Annotated in this window: 15 protein-coding genes and 1 pseudogene; 15 read left to right on the top strand and 1 reads right to left on the bottom strand. The window is 43.1% G+C overall.

The genetic code is table 11. The features are described from left to right. Window positions 1-33 precede the first annotated feature (33 nt). The 10 genes from tnpA (at window position 34) to H8Z79_RS04510 (ending at window position 13,739) form a co-directional block, all read left to right on the top strand. Window positions 34-444, top strand: a complete 411-nt coding sequence (tnpA, locus tag H8Z79_RS04465) for an IS200/IS605 family transposase (RefSeq protein WP_207726325.1) — start codon at window positions 34-36, stop codon at window positions 442-444. Between the two features lie 55 nt (window positions 445-499). Then, window positions 500-1,756, top strand: coding sequence for an RNA-guided endonuclease InsQ/TnpB family protein (locus H8Z79_RS04470; protein WP_225876919.1), 1,257 nt, complete (start codon window positions 500-502; stop codon window positions 1,754-1,756). Between the two features lie 474 nt (window positions 1,757-2,230). Continuing rightward, window positions 2,231-2,893, top strand: coding sequence for an ABC transporter ATP-binding protein (locus H8Z79_RS04475; protein ID WP_117715689.1), 663 nt, complete (start codon window positions 2,231-2,233; stop codon window positions 2,891-2,893). Window position 2,894: 1 nt separating this feature from the next. After that, on the top strand, window positions 2,895-5,486 hold the full coding sequence (locus H8Z79_RS04480) for an FtsX-like permease family protein (RefSeq protein WP_225876920.1): 2,592 nt from the start codon (window positions 2,895-2,897) through the stop codon (window positions 5,484-5,486). A gap of 4 nt (window positions 5,487-5,490) precedes the next feature. Beyond that, window positions 5,491-6,183, top strand: a complete 693-nt coding sequence (locus tag H8Z79_RS04485) for a response regulator transcription factor (RefSeq protein WP_117738865.1) — start codon at window positions 5,491-5,493, stop codon at window positions 6,181-6,183. Continuing rightward, window positions 6,180-7,211: a sensor histidine kinase gene (locus tag H8Z79_RS04490; protein WP_117996883.1), complete on the top strand. Its 1,032-nt coding sequence runs from the start codon at window positions 6,180-6,182 to the stop codon at window positions 7,209-7,211. Before H8Z79_RS04485 ends, H8Z79_RS04490 begins: the two co-directional genes overlap by 4 nt. Window positions 7,212-7,388: 177 nt before the next feature. Continuing rightward, window positions 7,389-8,054, top strand: coding sequence for an ABC transporter ATP-binding protein (locus tag H8Z79_RS04495; RefSeq protein WP_117738863.1), 666 nt, complete (start codon window positions 7,389-7,391; stop codon window positions 8,052-8,054). Between the two features lie 14 nt (window positions 8,055-8,068). Next, the gene (locus tag H8Z79_RS04500) at window positions 8,069-10,447 is read left to right on the top strand and encodes an ABC transporter permease (protein WP_118041667.1); all 2,379 of its coding nucleotides are present in this window, start codon (window positions 8,069-8,071) and stop codon (window positions 10,445-10,447) included. 197 nt (window positions 10,448-10,644) lie between these two features. Beyond that, entirely contained in the window at window positions 10,645-11,310 is a 666-nt protein-coding gene (locus H8Z79_RS04505) for an ABC transporter ATP-binding protein (protein ID WP_187002736.1), read from the top strand. A 14-nt stretch (window positions 11,311-11,324) separates the two neighbouring features. Next, a complete protein-coding gene (locus H8Z79_RS04510) occupies window positions 11,325-13,739 on the top strand; it encodes an ABC transporter permease (RefSeq protein ID WP_117738861.1) in 2,415 nt (804 codons plus the stop codon). Between the two features lie 260 nt (window positions 13,740-13,999). Here H8Z79_RS04510 and H8Z79_RS04515 read toward each other — a convergent pair whose 3' ends face one another. Then, on the bottom strand, window positions 14,000-14,194 hold the full coding sequence (locus tag H8Z79_RS04515; protein WP_118034436.1) for a hypothetical protein: 195 nt from the start codon (window positions 14,192-14,194) through the stop codon (window positions 14,000-14,002). Window positions 14,195-14,230: 36 nt separating this feature from the next. Here H8Z79_RS04515 and H8Z79_RS04520 point away from each other — a divergent pair, with 36 nt between their 5' ends. From H8Z79_RS04520 to H8Z79_RS04540, 5 genes and pseudogenes are all read left to right on the top strand, one after another. Next, window positions 14,231-14,644 (top strand): sigma-70 family RNA polymerase sigma factor, encoded by a 414-nt coding sequence (locus H8Z79_RS04520; RefSeq protein WP_118034438.1) that lies wholly within the window; start codon window positions 14,231-14,233, stop codon window positions 14,642-14,644. A 35-nt stretch (window positions 14,645-14,679) separates the two neighbouring features. After that, window positions 14,680-15,162, top strand: a pseudogene (locus tag H8Z79_RS04525) (RNA-guided endonuclease TnpB family protein); the annotation flags it as partial. A gap of 227 nt (window positions 15,163-15,389) precedes the next feature. Next, entirely contained in the window at window positions 15,390-15,668 is a 279-nt protein-coding gene (locus H8Z79_RS04530; RefSeq protein WP_055066319.1) for a type II toxin-antitoxin system RelB/DinJ family antitoxin, read from the top strand. Then, window positions 15,665-15,955, top strand: coding sequence for a type II toxin-antitoxin system YafQ family toxin (locus H8Z79_RS04535; RefSeq protein ID WP_117639918.1), 291 nt, complete (start codon window positions 15,665-15,667; stop codon window positions 15,953-15,955). The genes H8Z79_RS04530 and H8Z79_RS04535 overlap by 4 nt, the downstream gene beginning before the upstream one ends. A 437-nt stretch (window positions 15,956-16,392) precedes the next feature. Then, on the top strand, window positions 16,393-17,355 hold the full coding sequence (locus H8Z79_RS04540) for a S1 RNA-binding domain-containing protein (RefSeq protein ID WP_118037303.1): 963 nt from the start codon (window positions 16,393-16,395) through the stop codon (window positions 17,353-17,355). The last annotated feature ends 40 nt before the right edge of the window (window positions 17,356-17,395 follow it).

Raw genomic sequence — 17,395 nt, forward strand, 5'->3', positions numbered from 1 at the left:
GTGCGTTTTCACTCGTTATGTTATACTATATGTATGAAAGAAAATCTAATACATTATAGAACTTGTGTGTGTAATATTAACTACCATATGGTATGGTCAGTGAAATACCGGCAGAAAATATTAAATCCAGAAATTGAGGAATACCTTCAGGAACTGGTGCAGCAGATTGCTGAGGACAAGGGCTTTGCCGTTCATTTATTTGAATGTGGTGAAGGTGACCATGTCCATTGTTTTGTATCAGCTCCACCAAAGCTGTCTATAACAGCAATTGTCAAGTATCTGAAGGGGATCACCGGCAGAAAATTATTCGAACGTTTTCCGGAAATAAGAAACCAGCTATGGAAGGGAGAGCTGTGGAACCATTCCTATTATGTGGAGACAATCGGATCAGTATCTGAAGAAAATATCCGCCGTTATATTGAACATCAGAGCAAATCGTATTAAATCAGGGTGGAGTGTAAAACTCCATCTGCATAGCTGTCTGAAGGAGGGGAGAGGAATGCTGCTGTCACATAAAACATCCATAAAGATCAGTCAGGAATATTCCAATATCATAGGACATATGTGTTATGCAGCATCCAAACTCTGGAATATCTGCAACTATGAACGCCATCATTACAAAGAACTGGGACTGGAAAAGTATCCTGACTGGTATTATCAGAAAAAAGCACATAAAGGAGATCTGTGGTACAGACAGCTGCCGTCACAGACAGCGCAGGAGACCTGCAAGCAGCTGGACAAGGCATGGAAATCTTTTTATGTCCTGAAAAAGACCGGAGGGATCAAAGCGCCAAATCCGCCCCGTTTTAAACAGGACAATATACCGGTCACATATATGCAGATGGGGATCCGGCATGAGAAAGGCTCAGACCAACTGCGTCTGTCTCTGCCAAAGGATCTGAAAAGCTATATGGAAGAAACCTATGGGATCCATGAAAAATTTCTATATCTTGAAAATAAGATTTTCAGGAAGATGGATCGTATAAAACAGCTGCGGATCTATCCACCAAAAAACGGAAAGTGCGACCTTATTGTCATTTATGAGATTGAAGAGCCGGAACAGCATTCTCAGAATGGACATTATTTATCTGTTGATCTGGGACTTCATAATCTGATGACCTGTTATGATTCCGGAAATGGCAGGACTTTTATCCTGGGAAGAAAATACCTTTCATTGGAAAGATATTTTCATAAAGAGATTGCCAGAGTGCAGTCCGTATGGTATGCACAGCAGTCGGAAAGAGGAATAAAATATCCAAAATCATCGAAACATATCCAGAGACTTTACAGGAAAAAGCAGAATGCAGTGAAGGATTACCTTCATAAAACAACCAGATGGATCGCAGAATACTGCAGAAAAGAAGATATCCGCTGTGTGGTTGTGGGAGACATTCGAAATATCCGCAAAGAAAAAGATATGGGGCATAAGACAAACCAGAAGTTTCACGGACTGCCATATAACAGGCTGTATATCATGCTGGAATATAAGCTGAAACTGTATGGGATACAATTGATAAAGCAGGAGGAAAGCTATACCAGTCAGTGCAGCCCGTTATCACCAGAAGTATCAAAAAGACATGCAGAAGCATCAAATCGAAAAGAACGTGGTATGTATATAACTGATGGAGTAAGATTTAACGCAGATGCAGTAGGCGCATTTAATATCCTGCGGAAACATCTTTCCGTATCCGGAAAACAGAAGGAACTGTCCGTAACCGGACTAAAAACCCCGGAAATAATAAAAGTAGCTGCATAGCCGAAAGGCAAGCAGTATTGGTGTCATGGACGCACCCTGAAAAAAGGCGGTATCCCGCCAGGTTTCAGATGCTCTGGTAACTTAGTTGCCGAGTAGTTCACGTGCCCTTTTAATAAGTTACTTTATTAGTACATGGGTCTTGTTTAATAAGTCTGCATCTGCCTAACTTTTTGCGTTTTACAGTGACCTTATCAACAAAAGAAAATGCAATAGTATTACCCTCCGTTCTGGTTTTGGAGGTACATCTATGAATTGAATTGCTACAAAAATGAAGCAATTCAGCCTGTTTTCTTGTCAAAAAAGAAAATGGTTAGGAGATTTCTGCAACATTTGGTCTTTATTATAGAATTACAAGTAAGATAGAAAATGTGATTAAATCTGCCGGACGACGGCAAAAGAAAAAAATCCGTCCGCTGTAACATTTCGCGGACATTTGCCTGTTATACTATCTGAAAAAGATAAGGGGGGATTGATATGGCAGCAGTAAAGACAGTATCTTTAACAAAAGAATATTCTAATGGAGAACACTATTTAAGAGCAGTTGATGATATATCTTTCACAGTTGAAGAAAATGAATTTGTAGCTATTATGGGAAGTTCAGGTTGCGGAAAGACCACGTTGCTCAATTTACTAGGTGGTTTGGAAAATCCCACACACGGATGTGTCTATATCAATGATGTAGATATTACACAGTTATCTATGGAGGAAAGGAGTTCCTTCAGAAGATGGCATATTGGGTTTATTTTTCAAAATTTTAATTTAATCCCAGAGATGAATGTATTTGAAAATATAGTTTTACCTGCCAAACTTATGGAAAGAAATATCAGTAAAAAAGAAGTAATGCGGATAGCTGAAGAACTGGAAATTGAGGAAAAACTATTACAAAATCCTATGACTTTATCTGGTGGACAACAGCAGCGGGTCGCAATCGCCAGAGCTATTTATACACATCCTACTATACTTTTGGGAGACGAGTTGACAGGAAATTTAGATTCTACAACCAGTATATCCGTTATGAAATTTTTGAAAAAGATGTGTAAAAAATATAGCCAGACAATGATTATCGTTACACATGATGAAAGAATAGCAGCTATGGCAGATCGGATTATTCAGATGAAAGATGGGAGGGTTGTATAGGATGGAGAATTACGATTGTAATCAGTCGGCTGAAAGAGTGCTTATGGATGCTTCCAGGAAAAAGAATCAAAACAGAAATCGTCTACTGTTTATCGTAATTACAATTACTGTAGGCGTGATTTTTAGTGTGTTCTCTTTAATCTATGGGAAGATGGAGATTGATATTCAGAAAAATATGAAAGCCGATGGTATGGCTGTATCGACCTATATTGAAAATGGTACAGCGGATATGACACAACAGCTTACACAGCTACCATGCATAGAAAGCATTGGGAAAGAAAAGTTTGCAGGAAAATTATTAGATGATTCCATAAAATATTGTGATTGCGTCATTACAGATGTGACCGGATTTGAAAAAATGATACGTCCTGCATTTACAAATGTGGTAGGGACTTATCCAGAAAAAGAAAATGAAATTATGCTTTCTACGAAAACTCTGCAATATCTTGGAATCAAGAATCCCGAAGTGGGCATGGAAATTGAACTGGATTTTTATTGGAATGACATTTTCAATACCAGTGGAACCGGTATGCAGAACTTTTTACTTTCTGGGTATTTTACAGAGTATCAAAATCAAACCTCCGGTGCTTCTGTGGCTTTTATATCAGAGAAATCAATGGAGAAGAACGGGCTTCAATGGGAGCCATGTAGGATTTTAATAGATCATACAAAGAAATATTCCAGTGGTTCGCAAATAGAACATATGCTGACAAATAACATAAAGTTGAATGAGGGACAGAGAATTGTAAGTATGAACCCAGCAGAATATCGGGCAATAAGTGAAATGATGGGAAGTTATGGATTTGCAGTCTTTTTTTCGGTTATGGTTTTACTTTCTATGTTTTTGTTTATTTACAATATCCTAAATATTTCGCTGGAAAAAGATTTACAACGTTATGGTCTTTTACAAGTAATTGGTGTGGAACAAAAGCAGAATATTAAAGTTATGAATCGTGAGATGCTAAAAATAGGACTTACGGGAAGTATCGCTGGAGCAGTTTTAGGGGGAATGTTTATATGGGGTATTATGCCATTGTTATTAGAAAAAATGTATGCAGAGAATACATGGAAATTAGAAAGAATGGTTTTCTTTCAACCCAAACTTCTTATCCTAGCGATTCTTCTTGTGATTTTCACGTTGGGAGTGGCAGTGGAATGTCTGAAAAGAAAAATGAGGAAATTAAGTCCGTTGGAGTGTATGAAATATACGGAGGCGGTTACTTATCATAAAAGCAGGAAGAAACCGAAGATAAAGAAATTCCACTGCTGGGGAAAACATCCTGAAATTTATCTTGCAAAGAAATATTTATTTCGGAATAAAAAAACATTTGGGATAACAAGTTTGTCATTATGGCTTGGGTGCGAATTGGCATTATGTTCTGCGGTAATTGTGAACGGAGTGGATTTACAGAATTATTATAGTAAAGAGCCGGACTTCCAAATAGGAATTACAGAGGAAGCTTGCAATTATTTAATTGAATCATCACCGGACACAAAGAATATGAAGTTTTTTCCGAAGTCCCTTATGAATGATATTGAAACGACCATAGGAAACGAACTTCATTCAGTAGAAAACATCAAAGGATTTTATCCGATCGTCGAAAAAAATGGCAAGGAGAATATAAAGATTCTAATCGATGGAGATAAAATATCCACGGTAATTCAGACAGTTAGTATCGGGGAGCAGGAAGAACTAAAAGACTTTATTCAGAAAAATGATAAGCTAGTAAATTGGGAGCAGTTTCAAAATAATCATGGAACAATCGTGCTACATGATCATAGGATGTCAGATTATATAGCAGGAGAAGTGCAGGATTATATAGGAACAGAGATGGAATTTTATGATCTGGTTCCGGTTGGTACGGAAATGAGCAGTTTAGTTCCTGAGAAATTAGTAAATTGTGGTTATCTGGATATAACAGAGGATGATTTCCCAGAGATGAAATTGTGCTGGGATGGTAAAAATATAAATATCCTATTGGTAACAGAGACTACATATGATTGGCTGGTAGAAAAATTAACACCACAAATTTTTGAAATACAATTTAATGTTGACAAAAATCAGGAGTCAGTTATCCGAGAAAGACTGAATCAGATGATTCGCAATTATAATATGGAATTTCAATCAAAATATGGACACGCTGATAAATTGAACTTGTTTTATTTAGATTCTAAATCAGAACGTTTGCTAAAGGAGCAGAACTATATTCAGACAAGTAGATGGCTGCTTATGAGTATTAGTGGAATTTTAATATTTATAGGAATTATGAATTTCGCAAATACAAGAATATCGGATATTATGCTTCGGCAATGGGAGTGTAAAATCCTGGAACGTGTAGGGATGACAAAAAAACAAGAATATCGAATGTTTGTAACAGAGGGTCTTTTCTATTGGTTACTGTTATGTGGATTGCTTATGAGTTTTGGAAATTTAGGGATTGGTATCATGCAGTGGTATATGAAAATGCAGATTTCCTATTTCGCTTTCCGCTATCCGGTAAAAGAAATGATTGCGTTGATGGTATTTTTATTATTGTTCAGCATTATTTTTCCAGGAATTATTTATAAAAAACTAAAAAAGAAAAGGAAGTGAGGATATGAAGCAGATTTTAATTGTCGAGGACGACAGTTTTTTGAATAAGATGTTAGACTATAACCTGACCGCAGACGGCTACGGCGTGACTTCTGCCCTAAATGCCAGAACCGCAGCCGACGCCATCCGCCACCGGGAATTTGATTTAGTGCTGCTGGACATCAACCTGCCGGATGGAAATGGTTTTGAGCTGTGCAAGCTGATAAAGCCCCAGCACCCGGACACCATTGTAATTTTCCTGACCGCCAACGATCAGGAGAGCGACCAGATACGGGGCTATGAGGCGGGCGCGGTGGACTACATCACAAAGCCCTTTGTGATCGGGGCCTTGCAGCGGAAAATCAAAGCCATGTTCGCCATGCTGGAACACCACAGACCGGCCAAGGACATTTACGACGACGGGCGGCTGTTTCTGGACTTCTCGGAGCAGGCGGCCTCCCTAAACGGCAAGCCCCTGACCCTATCCCCGATGGAGTACAAAATGCTGAACCTGTTCCGTAAAAATCCCCGGCAAGTGCTGACCCGTGGGTGGCTTTTGGAAAAGCTGTGGGATATAGACGAAAGGTTTGTGGACGAACACACCCTGACAACCTCCATCAGCCGGATTCGCAGCAAGATCGAATCCGACGGCGGCGCGTCCTACATCAAGACCGTTTACGGCATGGGTTATCAATGGACGGGAGGCGAGGCAAAATGAAGTTTCAAAACCTATCGGTAAAGCGGCTGTTTAGCCTGGTGGCAATAGGACTTGTCCTTTCCATGTCCGGGATCACCATAGCCCTGTTTCTTGTGACAAAACAGACGGCGGTGCTGCTGACTGGCGGGGCGCTGCTACTGTGCGCCCTTGTGGGGATTATTGTACTGACGCAGGCGTTTGGAAAGCGGCTGTCGCAGTTTACCGCTGACCTGTGCCAGACTTTAGACCACATGATCGCCGGAAATGAAGCACCCCAGCGGCCAGAGGACAGCGAAACCCAGCTTGCCAGAATCGGACACCGGCTGGCAAGGCTTTACCAGATCATGCAGGAGAACCGCCGCCGGGTGGACGAGGAACGGCAGGAGTTACAGACCCTTGTATCGGATATTTCCCATCAGGTGAAAACGCCGGTAAGCAATCTGAAAATGGCGACGGACACCCTGCTGGAAAAGCCTATGACCGAGGCGGAGCGTACCGACTTTATCCGGGGAATCCGCAGCCAGACGGATAAGCTGGACTTTCTCTTTCAGGCCCTTGTGAAAACCTCACGGCTGGAAACGGGCGTGATCCAGTTGGATAAGAAACCGGGCCGCCTCTTTGATACCGTGGCGCAGGCCATGAGTGGGATCGTGTATGCAGCGGAGAAAAAGGAAATCGCCGTGTCTGTGGACTGCCCGGAGGATTTGACCGTTTCCCATGACAGCAAGTGGACATCCGAAGCTCTCTTTAACCTGCTGGACAATGCGGTGAAGTACACCCCGGCGGTAGGGAAAATCGCTGTGTCGGTGGTGCTGTGGGAAATGTATGTGGAGATCAAAGTGACCGACACCGGCAAGGGCATTTCCGAAAGCAATCAGGCTGCCATCTTCCGGCGCTTCTATCGTGAGGAAGAAGTACACGAACAGCAGGGCGTGGGCATTGGTCTGTATCTGGCCCGCGAGATCGTAACGCGACAGGGCGGCTATATCAAAGTGGTTTCGGAGCCGGGCAAGGGTTCGGAATTTTCCATTATGCTGCCTACAAAATAGAACGCGGCGGACGGCCATTCCCGGCTGCCCGCCGTAAATTTTTTTGAAATGTCCGAGCGTTGTAACATTTCACCCCGATTTTCAATGAAATTTTTTGGCCGCTGTAACATTTCGCGGACATTTGGGTTTTATAATACCTTTATCAACAGGCAAGAAGCCTTGAAAGGAGTTTTGAATATGAGCGTTTTACAGACTATTGACCTGAAAAAGTATTATGGCACAAAGCCGAACATTACCCGTGCCCTTGACGGTGTGAACTTCTCCGTGGAGGACGGCGAGTTTGTGGCTGTTGTGGGAACATCTGGCAGCGGCAAATCCACCTTACTTCACATGATGGGAGGGCTGGACACACCTACTTCCGGCAATGTGATTGTCCGGGACAAAGAACTGTCAAAAATGAACGATGAACAGCTTACCATCTTCCGCCGCCGTAACATCGGCTTTATCTTCCAGAACTATAACCTTGTTCCGATCCTGAATGTGTATGAGAACATCGTCCTGCCGGTGGAACTGGACGGGGACACGGTAGATAAAAAGTTTTTGAATGAGATTGTTCATCTGCTGGGGCTGGAAGATAAACTGAAAAATATGCCAAATAATCTATCCGGCGGTCAGCAACAGCGAGTAGCGATTGCTCGTGCCTTGATTACCAAACCGGCTATCGTGTTGGCCGACGAACCGACCGGCAACCTTGACAGCAAGACCAGTGCAGAGGTGCTGGGGCTAATCAAGCGCACCAGTGCAGAGTTCCGACAAACCGTAGTGATGATTACACACAACAACGACATTGCCCGCCTTGCAGATCGGATTATCCGCATTGAGGACGGCAAGATTGTGGAGTAAGGAGGTGGCAGGCTATGACATGGCCTTTTGAGAATGATACCAGCGCCATTACAAAGAAGCTGGCAAAGAAAAGTTTGCAAAGCGAGAAGCGCCGGAATCTGATGGTGGTGATTGCCGTTGCGCTGGCGGCATTTCTGATCTGCTTTACGGGAATTGTGTCTACCTCCCTGACACAAATGCAGCGCAATCAGGTTGTCGATACTTATGAGGCGGTCTGGCTGGGCGTAGAGGAAAACGACATTGAAACCCTGAAAGGACTGCCGGAGTTTGAGCGCGTAGGCGGCTACTATATGCTGGGTGAGGAGCTTTCAGAACAGGGCTATCATGCGTCCTATGTGTATTGCGACGCGCAAATGATGGAGATTGCCAAGGCGCAGATGGAGTTGTTAGGGGGCCGGGTTCCTGAAAAAGCAAATGAAGTTGTTGTAAGCGAATACTTTCTTTCCACCTATGGAAACAATGCCAAGATCGGGGACACTGTGACCTTAGATACAGAGAGTTTTCATGGTGATTATGTCGTTACCGGCATTACGGACAGCGTAAATGAAAAAGAAGCGAATACCTGCGCTATCATTCTTTCCAACGCTGCCCTGACAGAATGGAACGGGTTTGACCCGGCTGGCTATCGCGCCTATGTCCATTTCAAAAACAGCGACCAGTTGGGCGAAGAACTGATGACCTCTTATTGCAGGGAGATTGCGGAGGAATATCAGCTTCCTATGCCCAAAATGAACAGTAAGTATTTTGCCTATGCTTCTAAATCCTTTGATTTTGCACTGATGGCAGGTGTGATTGCCCTTGTTCTGATTGGCGGCTATATTGTGATCCAGAGTATCTTCCGTATCTCCATCAATGACAAAATCCAGAGCTACGGGCAGCTTCGGACGATTGGTGCAACGCCAAAGCAAATCAAGCGGATTGTAAAGCGGGAGGGACGCAAACTCGGCAGTATCGGGATTGTGATTGGTACAGTGTTGGGCATATGTGGCGGTTTTCTCCTGTTTTCTAAGGGTTTTAACGCTGTTTCCTATGTGGCAACGGTTATTTTGACACTCATAAGCAGTTGGATCATGGTATCTGTTTCCATCCGTAAGCCGGTAAAAATTGCGGCAGGGATTTCCCCGATTGAAGCCGTCCGTTTTACCCCAGCGCAAAAGGACATCCGCAGCCGGAAAAAGAATATCAAGCTCAATCCTGTTTCAATTGGAATTGCAAATTTTAGGCGTGACCGAAAAAAGACCGTTGCTATTGTAGCCTCATTGAGTTTGGGCGGAATTATCCTGCTTGTGGTATCCTCCATTGTTTTGCTGCGCTCACCAGAGGCGCTTGCAAGACAGTTTTTCCCAGACGGCGACTATAAAATTTATTTGGATTCTGAAATGACAGAAGAAAAGGTTATGGCAGCGGGAAATCCATTGAATGAGGAATTAAAGCAGGAAATCTTATCTATTGATGGCGTTACAGATATAATTCCAAGCAGACAATCTCTCCATGCAACTTATAAAACAGAGATTCATCAAGCTGGTGGTATGTGCGATATGCTGACCGACCAGAATTATGCGGCAGTTGAAGCGGCTCTGACAGAGGGAACCATGCCAACAGATTCCCGTAGTATTGTAATTGACTATAATGTGCTAAAGCAGAATGAGGATATGGGTGTTGGTTCAACGGTTGAGATTTCTTTGGGAGAAGAACAGCCATCCGTTTCTGTTACCATATCGGGGTTATACGCTCCTGCAAAGGTATATTCAGGACATGGCAGGATGCCCTTAGATGGGGCAACTCTTTTTGCACCAGAAGCGTTGTTCCACGAACTGCACCCGGAAATCACCTCTTTTGACTATTCATGGAGCATTGTAAATGACGCTAAAAAAACGGACTATGTGGGAGCTGAATTGAAAAATATTGTTGCCAGCCATAGTAATATTGCCTTAGATGAAATCAATACAGTGATTGAATATGAAGAAATGACAAATTCTTTTGCGTTTGGCAGTATGGAGATACTTTCATGGTTGGTATTTCTCTTTGGCGTTATCAACCTTATCAATACGACACTCTCTAACCAGATAGCCCGAAAGCAGGAAAACAGTATTCTGCGTTCTATCGGCCTAACACAAAAACAGCTATGTAAAATGAACATCTGTGAGGGGCTGTGCTATGCGCTCTTTGCAACATTGGCAACGCTGATCGTTGGGCTTCCGGCTTCCATCTTTGCTTGCAGAAAAATGAGTGTAGGTGCTTTTGCCGGAAATGTAGTGCCTTATCAATTCCCGGTTTTGGAAATGGGGCTGTTCATTCTGGTATTGTTCGGAATGGAGCTGATCTTGTCTGTATGGACAATCCACAGACAGAAAAAACAATCCCTGATCGAACAAATGCGGGCGATGGAATAATCGTATGGGATCGGCGGGGCGGCGTGTGCTGCCCCGCTTTTTTCGCCATTTCTCAAAAAATTTTTGAAATGTCTGAGCGTTGTAACATTTCTCCCTGATTTTTAATAAATTATTTTGGCCGCTGTAACATTTCGCGGACATTTGGGTTTTACAATACCCTTATCAACAGGCAGAAAGCCTTGAAAGGAGTTTTGAGTATGAGCGTTTTACAGACGATTGATCTGAAAAAGTATTACGGCACAGAGCCGAACATCACCCGCGCCCTTGACGGCGTGAACTTCTCCGTGGAGGACGGCGAGTTTGTGGCCGTTGTGGGAACCTCCGGCAGCGGCAAATCCACCCTGCTTCACATGATGGGAGGGCTGGACACCCCTACTTCCGGCAATGTGATTGTCCGGGACAAAGAACTGTCAAAAATGAACGATGAACAGCTTACCATCTTCCGCCGCCGTAACATCGGCTTTATCTTCCAGAACTATAACCTTGTTCCGATCCTGAATGTGTATGAGAACATCGTCCTGCCGGTGGAACTGGACGGGGACACGGTAGATAAAAAGTTTTTGAATGAGATTGTTCATCTGCTGGGGCTGGAAGATAAACTGAAAAATATGCCAAATAATCTATCCGGCGGTCAGCAACAGCGAGTAGCGATTGCTCGTGCCTTGATTACCAAACCGGCTATCGTGTTGGCCGACGAACCGACCGGCAACCTTGACAGCAAGACCAGTGCAGAGGTGCTGGGGCTAATCAAGCGCACCAGTGCAGAGTTCCGACAAACCGTAGTGATGATTACACACAACAACGACATTGCCCGCCTTGCAGATCGGATTATCCGCATTGAGGACGGCAAGATTGTGGAATAAGGAGGTGGCAGACTATGACATGGCCTTTTGAGAATGATACAAGTGCCATTGTAAAAAAATTGGCAGGTAGGAGTATGCAAGCGGATAAGAGAAACAAGGCATTTCTGCTTTTGACAATCGCCATCTCTGTCTGTATGGTTTTTTCGATTCTCCTAATATCAACAGGTACACAAGAGAAATTCAAGAACACACAGAGGAATAAAGCGCAGATTGGCATTTTGGGAGTTACGGACGAACAAACGGCTCAGCTGCATCAAAACGAAAATATTACATGGGTTGGCGAATATTCCGCTCTAGGTGTGTTTTATGTTGAAAATAAAACAATCACTGTTGCTTATGGAAATGAAGATTATTTTTTACATCAGGAAGAAAAAACTTTTCAGGGAAGTGTGCCGCAGAAAGCGGATGAGATTATGCTCCCCCAGAACTACCTTGATTTTTTAGGAAAATCCTATCAGACTGGCGATACAATTTCTATTGACCTGACTGGAACAGGACAGAAAGCAGAATATACACTTTCAGGTGTTTTGAATAATACGAAAGAAAGCAACGGATATTTTATTTATGTTAGTAAAGAGCTTGCCCAAGATTTGGCAAAAGATTCTTTTCAGGTTACAGCATATACGCGGTTGAACACAGACGCCATAAGTTCCACGGCTATTCTTGATTTTGCCGGCAAAGCAATACAAAATACAGGCATTGTCGAGGAACAGGTAATGCTTACAGAATATTCTGCTGTTATGTCGGGTGTGATAACATCGGGTATTCCGATTCCAGTACCACTACTGGCGGCGTTGACGGCTATTTTGGCGGCAACGATTGTCTATGGTGTTTTTTACACAAAGATTGTAAAAAATGTTCAGATGTTTGGGCAACTGCGGACAGTTGGCATGACAAAAAGACAGATTAAACGGATGGCAAGTAAAGAGGGACGTTTATATGCCTTAGCTGGTATTCCTTTGGGGCTTGTCATTGGTGTACTGATTGGATTTATTGGCTGTCCTGATGGATTCCGGCTAAAAACAACAGTTATTTATGCTGTACTGATTGCTGCAGTAGCCTTTGTAACAGTGAATATTGCCATTTTTAAGCCTGTCCGAGTAGCAATGAATACTTCCCCGGTAGAGGGTGCTAAATACCTTGCGTATGCTGGAAAGGCAAAAAGCAGCTCAAAACTGCATCGGAAACTTACGCCGTTTAATCTGGCGAAAATAAATATACAAAGAAACAAACAAAAAGCAGTTCTGACGCTTTTAATGCTTGGAGTAAGCGGGGCTCTTTTACTGGTTACTTCTACGGTTGCTGGTTCTATTGATCCGGCAAAACAGGCAAGTTTCAAATATTATCCTGCCGGTAACATTATTATACAAATAAGAAATACAGTGGGCAGCTCTTTCGATAACGAAGCGGAGCCATACGGAAGCGCAAAATTGCAACTGGAAGAAAATCCACTTGAAGATCAGGCATTGATGCAGGAATTAGAAAAGGTAGATGGGATAGAAAAGATTACCACATTTGACAGCGTTTATATGACAGCTACTTTTTCGGGCGAAAGTGGTTCTATCACGAGCATTTCAGACTTCTTTCCAACCTTAAATCGGGAACAGACAGAAGAAAAGCAGGCGGTGTTATCCTCTGGAACAGCAGATTACAACGATATGGTTGAGAAAAATGGAATATTGGTTGCAGAAGATATAGCACAAGTTGGCGATACTTTGAAGATTGAGGGCAGAGCTTTTGATGGTAGAACCTTTGATGTGGAAGCCGTTGTTGTAGGCACATACAATAGGTCTGATTTAATGGAGGATAGCCCGGTTGTTCCCGGAAGCCCCTACTTCATTATGACTTATGACACAGCAAAGAAACTGACAGGGATAACGGAACAGACGGGGATTCTGGCGGTTAAAAATTCAGAGGGACGTTTTGATGAAGTTTTGACCGCAGTTCAGAAGATTGCGGATAAAAATGAAAAAATAGAAGTAAATACGATTGAACAAACGATTAAAAATATTCAGTATCGATACAGTGCATCTATAAATGCTCTATATATGACTTCTGCTATTCTGTTCGTCTTTGGAAGTATCAGCCTTATGAATATGCTTATGGTTGATTTTCAGAATAGAAAGCGTGAATTCGGTTTGCTTGAAGCTGTTGGAACAACACGGCAACAGTTGAAAGCAATGCTGGATAGGGAGATAGGAATTTACCTCGGAGGTTCATTGGCAATATCTCTTATATGCGGAAGTATTTTTAGCATAATTGTATGCAGACGGTTAGATGCCATCAATCATTGTATTACATTGAAATTACCATGGTTTTTCCTATTGGCGCTGACTGGTATATTATTTGTGATATATTTTGTTTTTTCGATGTATTCCCAAATGGAATTGAAAAAAGCGAGCATTTTATCAGCAATAAAAAGCGAGTAGATTTATTAGATTTTGTTGTATCATAAACTTTATAAATATTTCTGCAAGAGAAGAAAATCTGCCGGACGACGGCAAAAGAAAAAAAGCCGTCGTACAGCAGATACATTTTCACGCGCCTATGGAGCGGCGGCTTTGAGAAGATCAGAGCCGCCGTTTCTTTTTGCTTTTAGGACCGATGCTCATGCAATCAGGAGGGCGGTATATGGGAGGATACCGCCATGTCAATTTTCGTCATTCATAGCACCCATGAGCTGCACCAATTAAAAAAAGCCTTGCCCCTCCTCCGGGGCGGTATGACTACCTATCGGCATTATCATTCCTACTAAAGCAGAAGAATCATAGTCATTTTTGTTGCGCCAGTTTCCCGTTGCGGGGAGCTGGCGCTTTTTATTGTCGATTTTTCGGGAAAGCTCCCGAAGTATGTCGATGCCGATCTCCGCCTCCTTTCGATTCACTCGTCAATCGCCCGTGAATCGAAATGGAGGTACATAATGAAGAAAGTCAATCTTAGGGACTTATATCCCGATGTTTATAAAAATGATTACTTTGTAGAAGTAACAGAAGATGTGCTGGAGACGATCCGAGCCGCTGAGCGTACGGAAGCTGCTTATGACCGGAGGATGTATCGCTATAAGGCGTACTACTCCCTGGACTGCGACAACGGCATTGAAAATGCGATTCTGATGAAGCCCCAGACACCGGAGATGCTTCTGGAGGAAAAACAGTTTCAGGAGCAGGTCTATGCCGCTGTGATGAAGCTGCCGGAGAAACAGGCAAAGCGAATTTATGCCCGATACTATCTGGGAATGACGGTAAATGAAATTGCCGAAGTAGAAGGTGTAGATCCAAGCCGTGTCCGTGACAGCATCCGGCGTGGTCTGAAGCAGCTGGCAAAGTATTTCTAGGGTAGAATAACAGAGGGCGCAAGGTCTCAAAGTGCTTCTGCATGCGACATACGCCATCCTCAAGACGAAGACTAAAAGCTATCGGTCAGCGAGAAAACCGTTGGATGCAGGATATTAACCATCAGGTATCGAAGGCACTCGCCACCGGTAATCCAAAGCATACTCTCTTTGTATTAGAAGATTTGACTGGTATTCGCAATGCTGCAGAGCGTGTCAAAACAAAAGACCGCTATGTTTCTGTATCATGGTCTTTTTATGACCTTGAGCAGAAGCTGATTTACAAAGCAAAGCAGAATCAATCTTCTGTAATAAAGGTGGATCCTCGTTATACCAGTCAATGCTGTCCTGCTTGTGGACATACTGAAAAGTCTAATGGTAATAAGAAAATACACTTGTTTACTTGCAAAAACTGCGGTTATACGTCTAATGATGACCGTATTGGAGCTATGAATCTGTATCGTATGGGAATAAACTATCTTACTGATAGCCAAGTACCTAATACAGTTGTAACAGAGTAAACTCTGCTAAAAAGGGTGCTGTCAACCATCCAATGATGTAACGCCACTTTAGGCAGCAATGCCTATTGGGGATAAAAGGTCGGAGGCGTAAGCCGTTACTACGACTGGGTAGTTGACAGTGCAGCTAACCTCATTGAATGAATTTATTGTTAAATATTCGTGCAAAGTATTGTTTTCTTCGTGCAAATGGCGTATACTATAATTGCCAGCAGAAAGGGGTTGATCGTATGGCTAGAAATACCACAAACATCAGTATCCGCATGGACGCAGATTTGAAAGCGCAGGCGGACGCACTGTTTACTGAACTTGGCATGAACCTGACTACGGCGTTTAACATCTTTGTGCGTCAGTCGCTTCGTGAAGGCGGCATTCCCTTTGAAGTAAGGCTGGAACAGCCGAACAAAGAAACGGTTGCTGCCATGCTGGAAGCGGAAAGGATTGCAAAAGACCCGTCTGTAAAGGGCTTCAATGACCTTGACGAGTTGTTTGCTGACCTGAAAAGATGAAAGAAACCAAATATACCGTCAAGTACACGACCAGTTTCAAAAAAGACTACAAACGAGCCATCAAGCGTGGCTTGAAGATCGAGCTGCTGGAGGAAGTCGTAGCAATGCTGGCAATGGGCGAACCACTGCCAGATAAGAACCGCGACCATGACCTGTCCGGCGATTGGGCAGGTCATCGGGAATGTCATATTCTCCCGGACTGGCTACTTGTCTACCGCATAGAAGATGATGTTCTGGTGCTGACGCTGGCCCGCACCGGTACACACAGCGACTTGTTCGGCAAATAAACATTCTGCCGCCGTATGGGGAAACCTGTATGGCGGTTTTTCTGTACGCAAAAGGGTGTCGTGAAACGCGACTACCTTGATAGTGGTACGCCAAAACGCGGTAGCCCTTACCGCTTCGATATTTTGAAAATGGATCGGGAATATCTGCAATGTTGAACTTTGCTTACTCATATATGATAGTTGCCGCTATTGTTGCAATAATAATTTTCGAAATTTCATAAAAGAAACCGATATGCGACGCTATTGCAATTAAGGTAATATTGACATAGAATTCCATGTATTATAGAATGGTATCTGTAAAAAGAAGGCATGAAGAAAGCAGCTTTAAACGGGCTGCTTTTTTTGTGTCTTCTTTTGTCTTTCCTGAGTACCGGAGGAACAGGAGTCTTCTGGATGGAGCAGAGAAGACAAAAATAAATAAGAACAGGAGGAAGTATATGGAGGATACCAAAAAAACAGTTTTGGCGGGAAATGGGGAAAAAGATGTTCCGCGTGCGGTCTACGATGGTGTTTTGACAATTGATGTAGACGCACAGGTTGAAAGCATGGAGGAACAGGAAGAAGCCAGATGGCATCAGCTTTTGAATGCACATCGTACCAGAAAGATCCTGACGGGCCAGCTCGGGGGCATTGAAAAACTGGAGAGCGGGTGGATGGTCGCTGTTACATACTTTAATGGTTTCCGGATCATTATCCCAATGAATGAAATGATGATCAACCTTCAGGGCGACGGGCGTGAAAATGCGGATACCTTAAACCGTCAGGTCCGTATCGCAAACAATATGCTCGGCTGTGACATTGATTTCATCATCAAAGATCTGGATAACAAGAGCCGGAGCGTTGTAGCATCCAGAAAAGATGCAATGCTTAAAAAGAGACAGACTTTTTATATCGGAGAAGATACAGAAAAACCAATGCTCTATGAAGGCAGAATCGTAGAAGCAAGGGTGATCGCAGTAGCTCCCAAAGCAGTCCGCCTGGAAGTCTTTGGTGTAGAAGTATCTGTCCGGGCCAGAGACATGGCCTGGGAGTGGATGGTAGATGCCGGAGAAAAATTCCAGGTAGGTGATCTGGTGCTGGTCATGGTCAATAAGGTGGAAGCAAGCTCTGTTGACCAGATCATTATAGAAGTGGATGCAAAGAGTCCGACAGCCAATATCAATAAAGATAACCTCCGGAAATGCCATAAACAGGGAAAATATACAGGGATTATTACGGAAGTCTATAAGGGAACCTATTTTATCCGCCTTGATATCGGAGTCAATGCCGTGGCACATTCCTGCAATATGTCCGCACTTCCGGGAAAGAAAGATAAGATCGGATTTGTGGTGACCCGCATCAACGACAACTATGAAGTGGCAGAAGGTATTATCACAAGGCTTATCAAAAGAGCTTCCTGAAAATGTTTTTATGATTTTCAAAGAATTCTGTTGACACAGA

It is taken from the genome of Blautia intestinalis (assembly GCF_014297355.1).
In the GTDB taxonomy this organism is placed as follows: Bacteria; Bacillota; Clostridia; order Lachnospirales; family Lachnospiraceae; genus Blautia_A; species Blautia_A intestinalis.

Bases quoted from the DNA above. Each gene is read 5' to 3' on its own strand.
- H8Z79_RS04480 (WP_225876920.1), top strand. From the start codon at position 2,895: ATGGAGAATTACGATTGTAATCAGTCGGCTGAAAGAGTGCTTATGGAT.
- H8Z79_RS04500 (WP_118041667.1), top strand. From the start codon at position 8,069: ATGACATGGCCTTTTGAGAATGATACCAGCGCCATTACAAAGAAGCTG.
- H8Z79_RS04495 (WP_117738863.1), top strand. From the start codon at position 7,389: ATGAGCGTTTTACAGACTATTGACCTGAAAAAGTATTATGGCACAAAG.
- tnpA (WP_207726325.1), top strand. From the start codon at position 34: ATGAAAGAAAATCTAATACATTATAGAACTTGTGTGTGTAATATTAAC.
- H8Z79_RS04505 (WP_187002736.1), top strand. From the start codon at position 10,645: ATGAGCGTTTTACAGACGATTGATCTGAAAAAGTATTACGGCACAGAG.
- H8Z79_RS04485 (WP_117738865.1), top strand. From the start codon at position 5,491: ATGAAGCAGATTTTAATTGTCGAGGACGACAGTTTTTTGAATAAGATG.
- H8Z79_RS04530 (WP_055066319.1), top strand. From the start codon at position 15,390: ATGGCTAGAAATACCACAAACATCAGTATCCGCATGGACGCAGATTTG.
- H8Z79_RS04475 (WP_117715689.1), top strand. From the start codon at position 2,231: ATGGCAGCAGTAAAGACAGTATCTTTAACAAAAGAATATTCTAATGGA.
- H8Z79_RS04520 (WP_118034438.1), top strand. From the start codon at position 14,231: ATGAAGAAAGTCAATCTTAGGGACTTATATCCCGATGTTTATAAAAAT.
- H8Z79_RS04540 (WP_118037303.1), top strand. From the start codon at position 16,393: ATGGAGGATACCAAAAAAACAGTTTTGGCGGGAAATGGGGAAAAAGAT.
- H8Z79_RS04510 (WP_117738861.1), top strand. From the start codon at position 11,325: ATGACATGGCCTTTTGAGAATGATACAAGTGCCATTGTAAAAAAATTG.
- H8Z79_RS04470 (WP_225876919.1), top strand. From the start codon at position 500: ATGCTGCTGTCACATAAAACATCCATAAAGATCAGTCAGGAATATTCC.
- H8Z79_RS04535 (WP_117639918.1), top strand. From the start codon at position 15,665: ATGAAAGAAACCAAATATACCGTCAAGTACACGACCAGTTTCAAAAAA.
- H8Z79_RS04490 (WP_117996883.1), top strand. From the start codon at position 6,180: ATGAAGTTTCAAAACCTATCGGTAAAGCGGCTGTTTAGCCTGGTGGCA.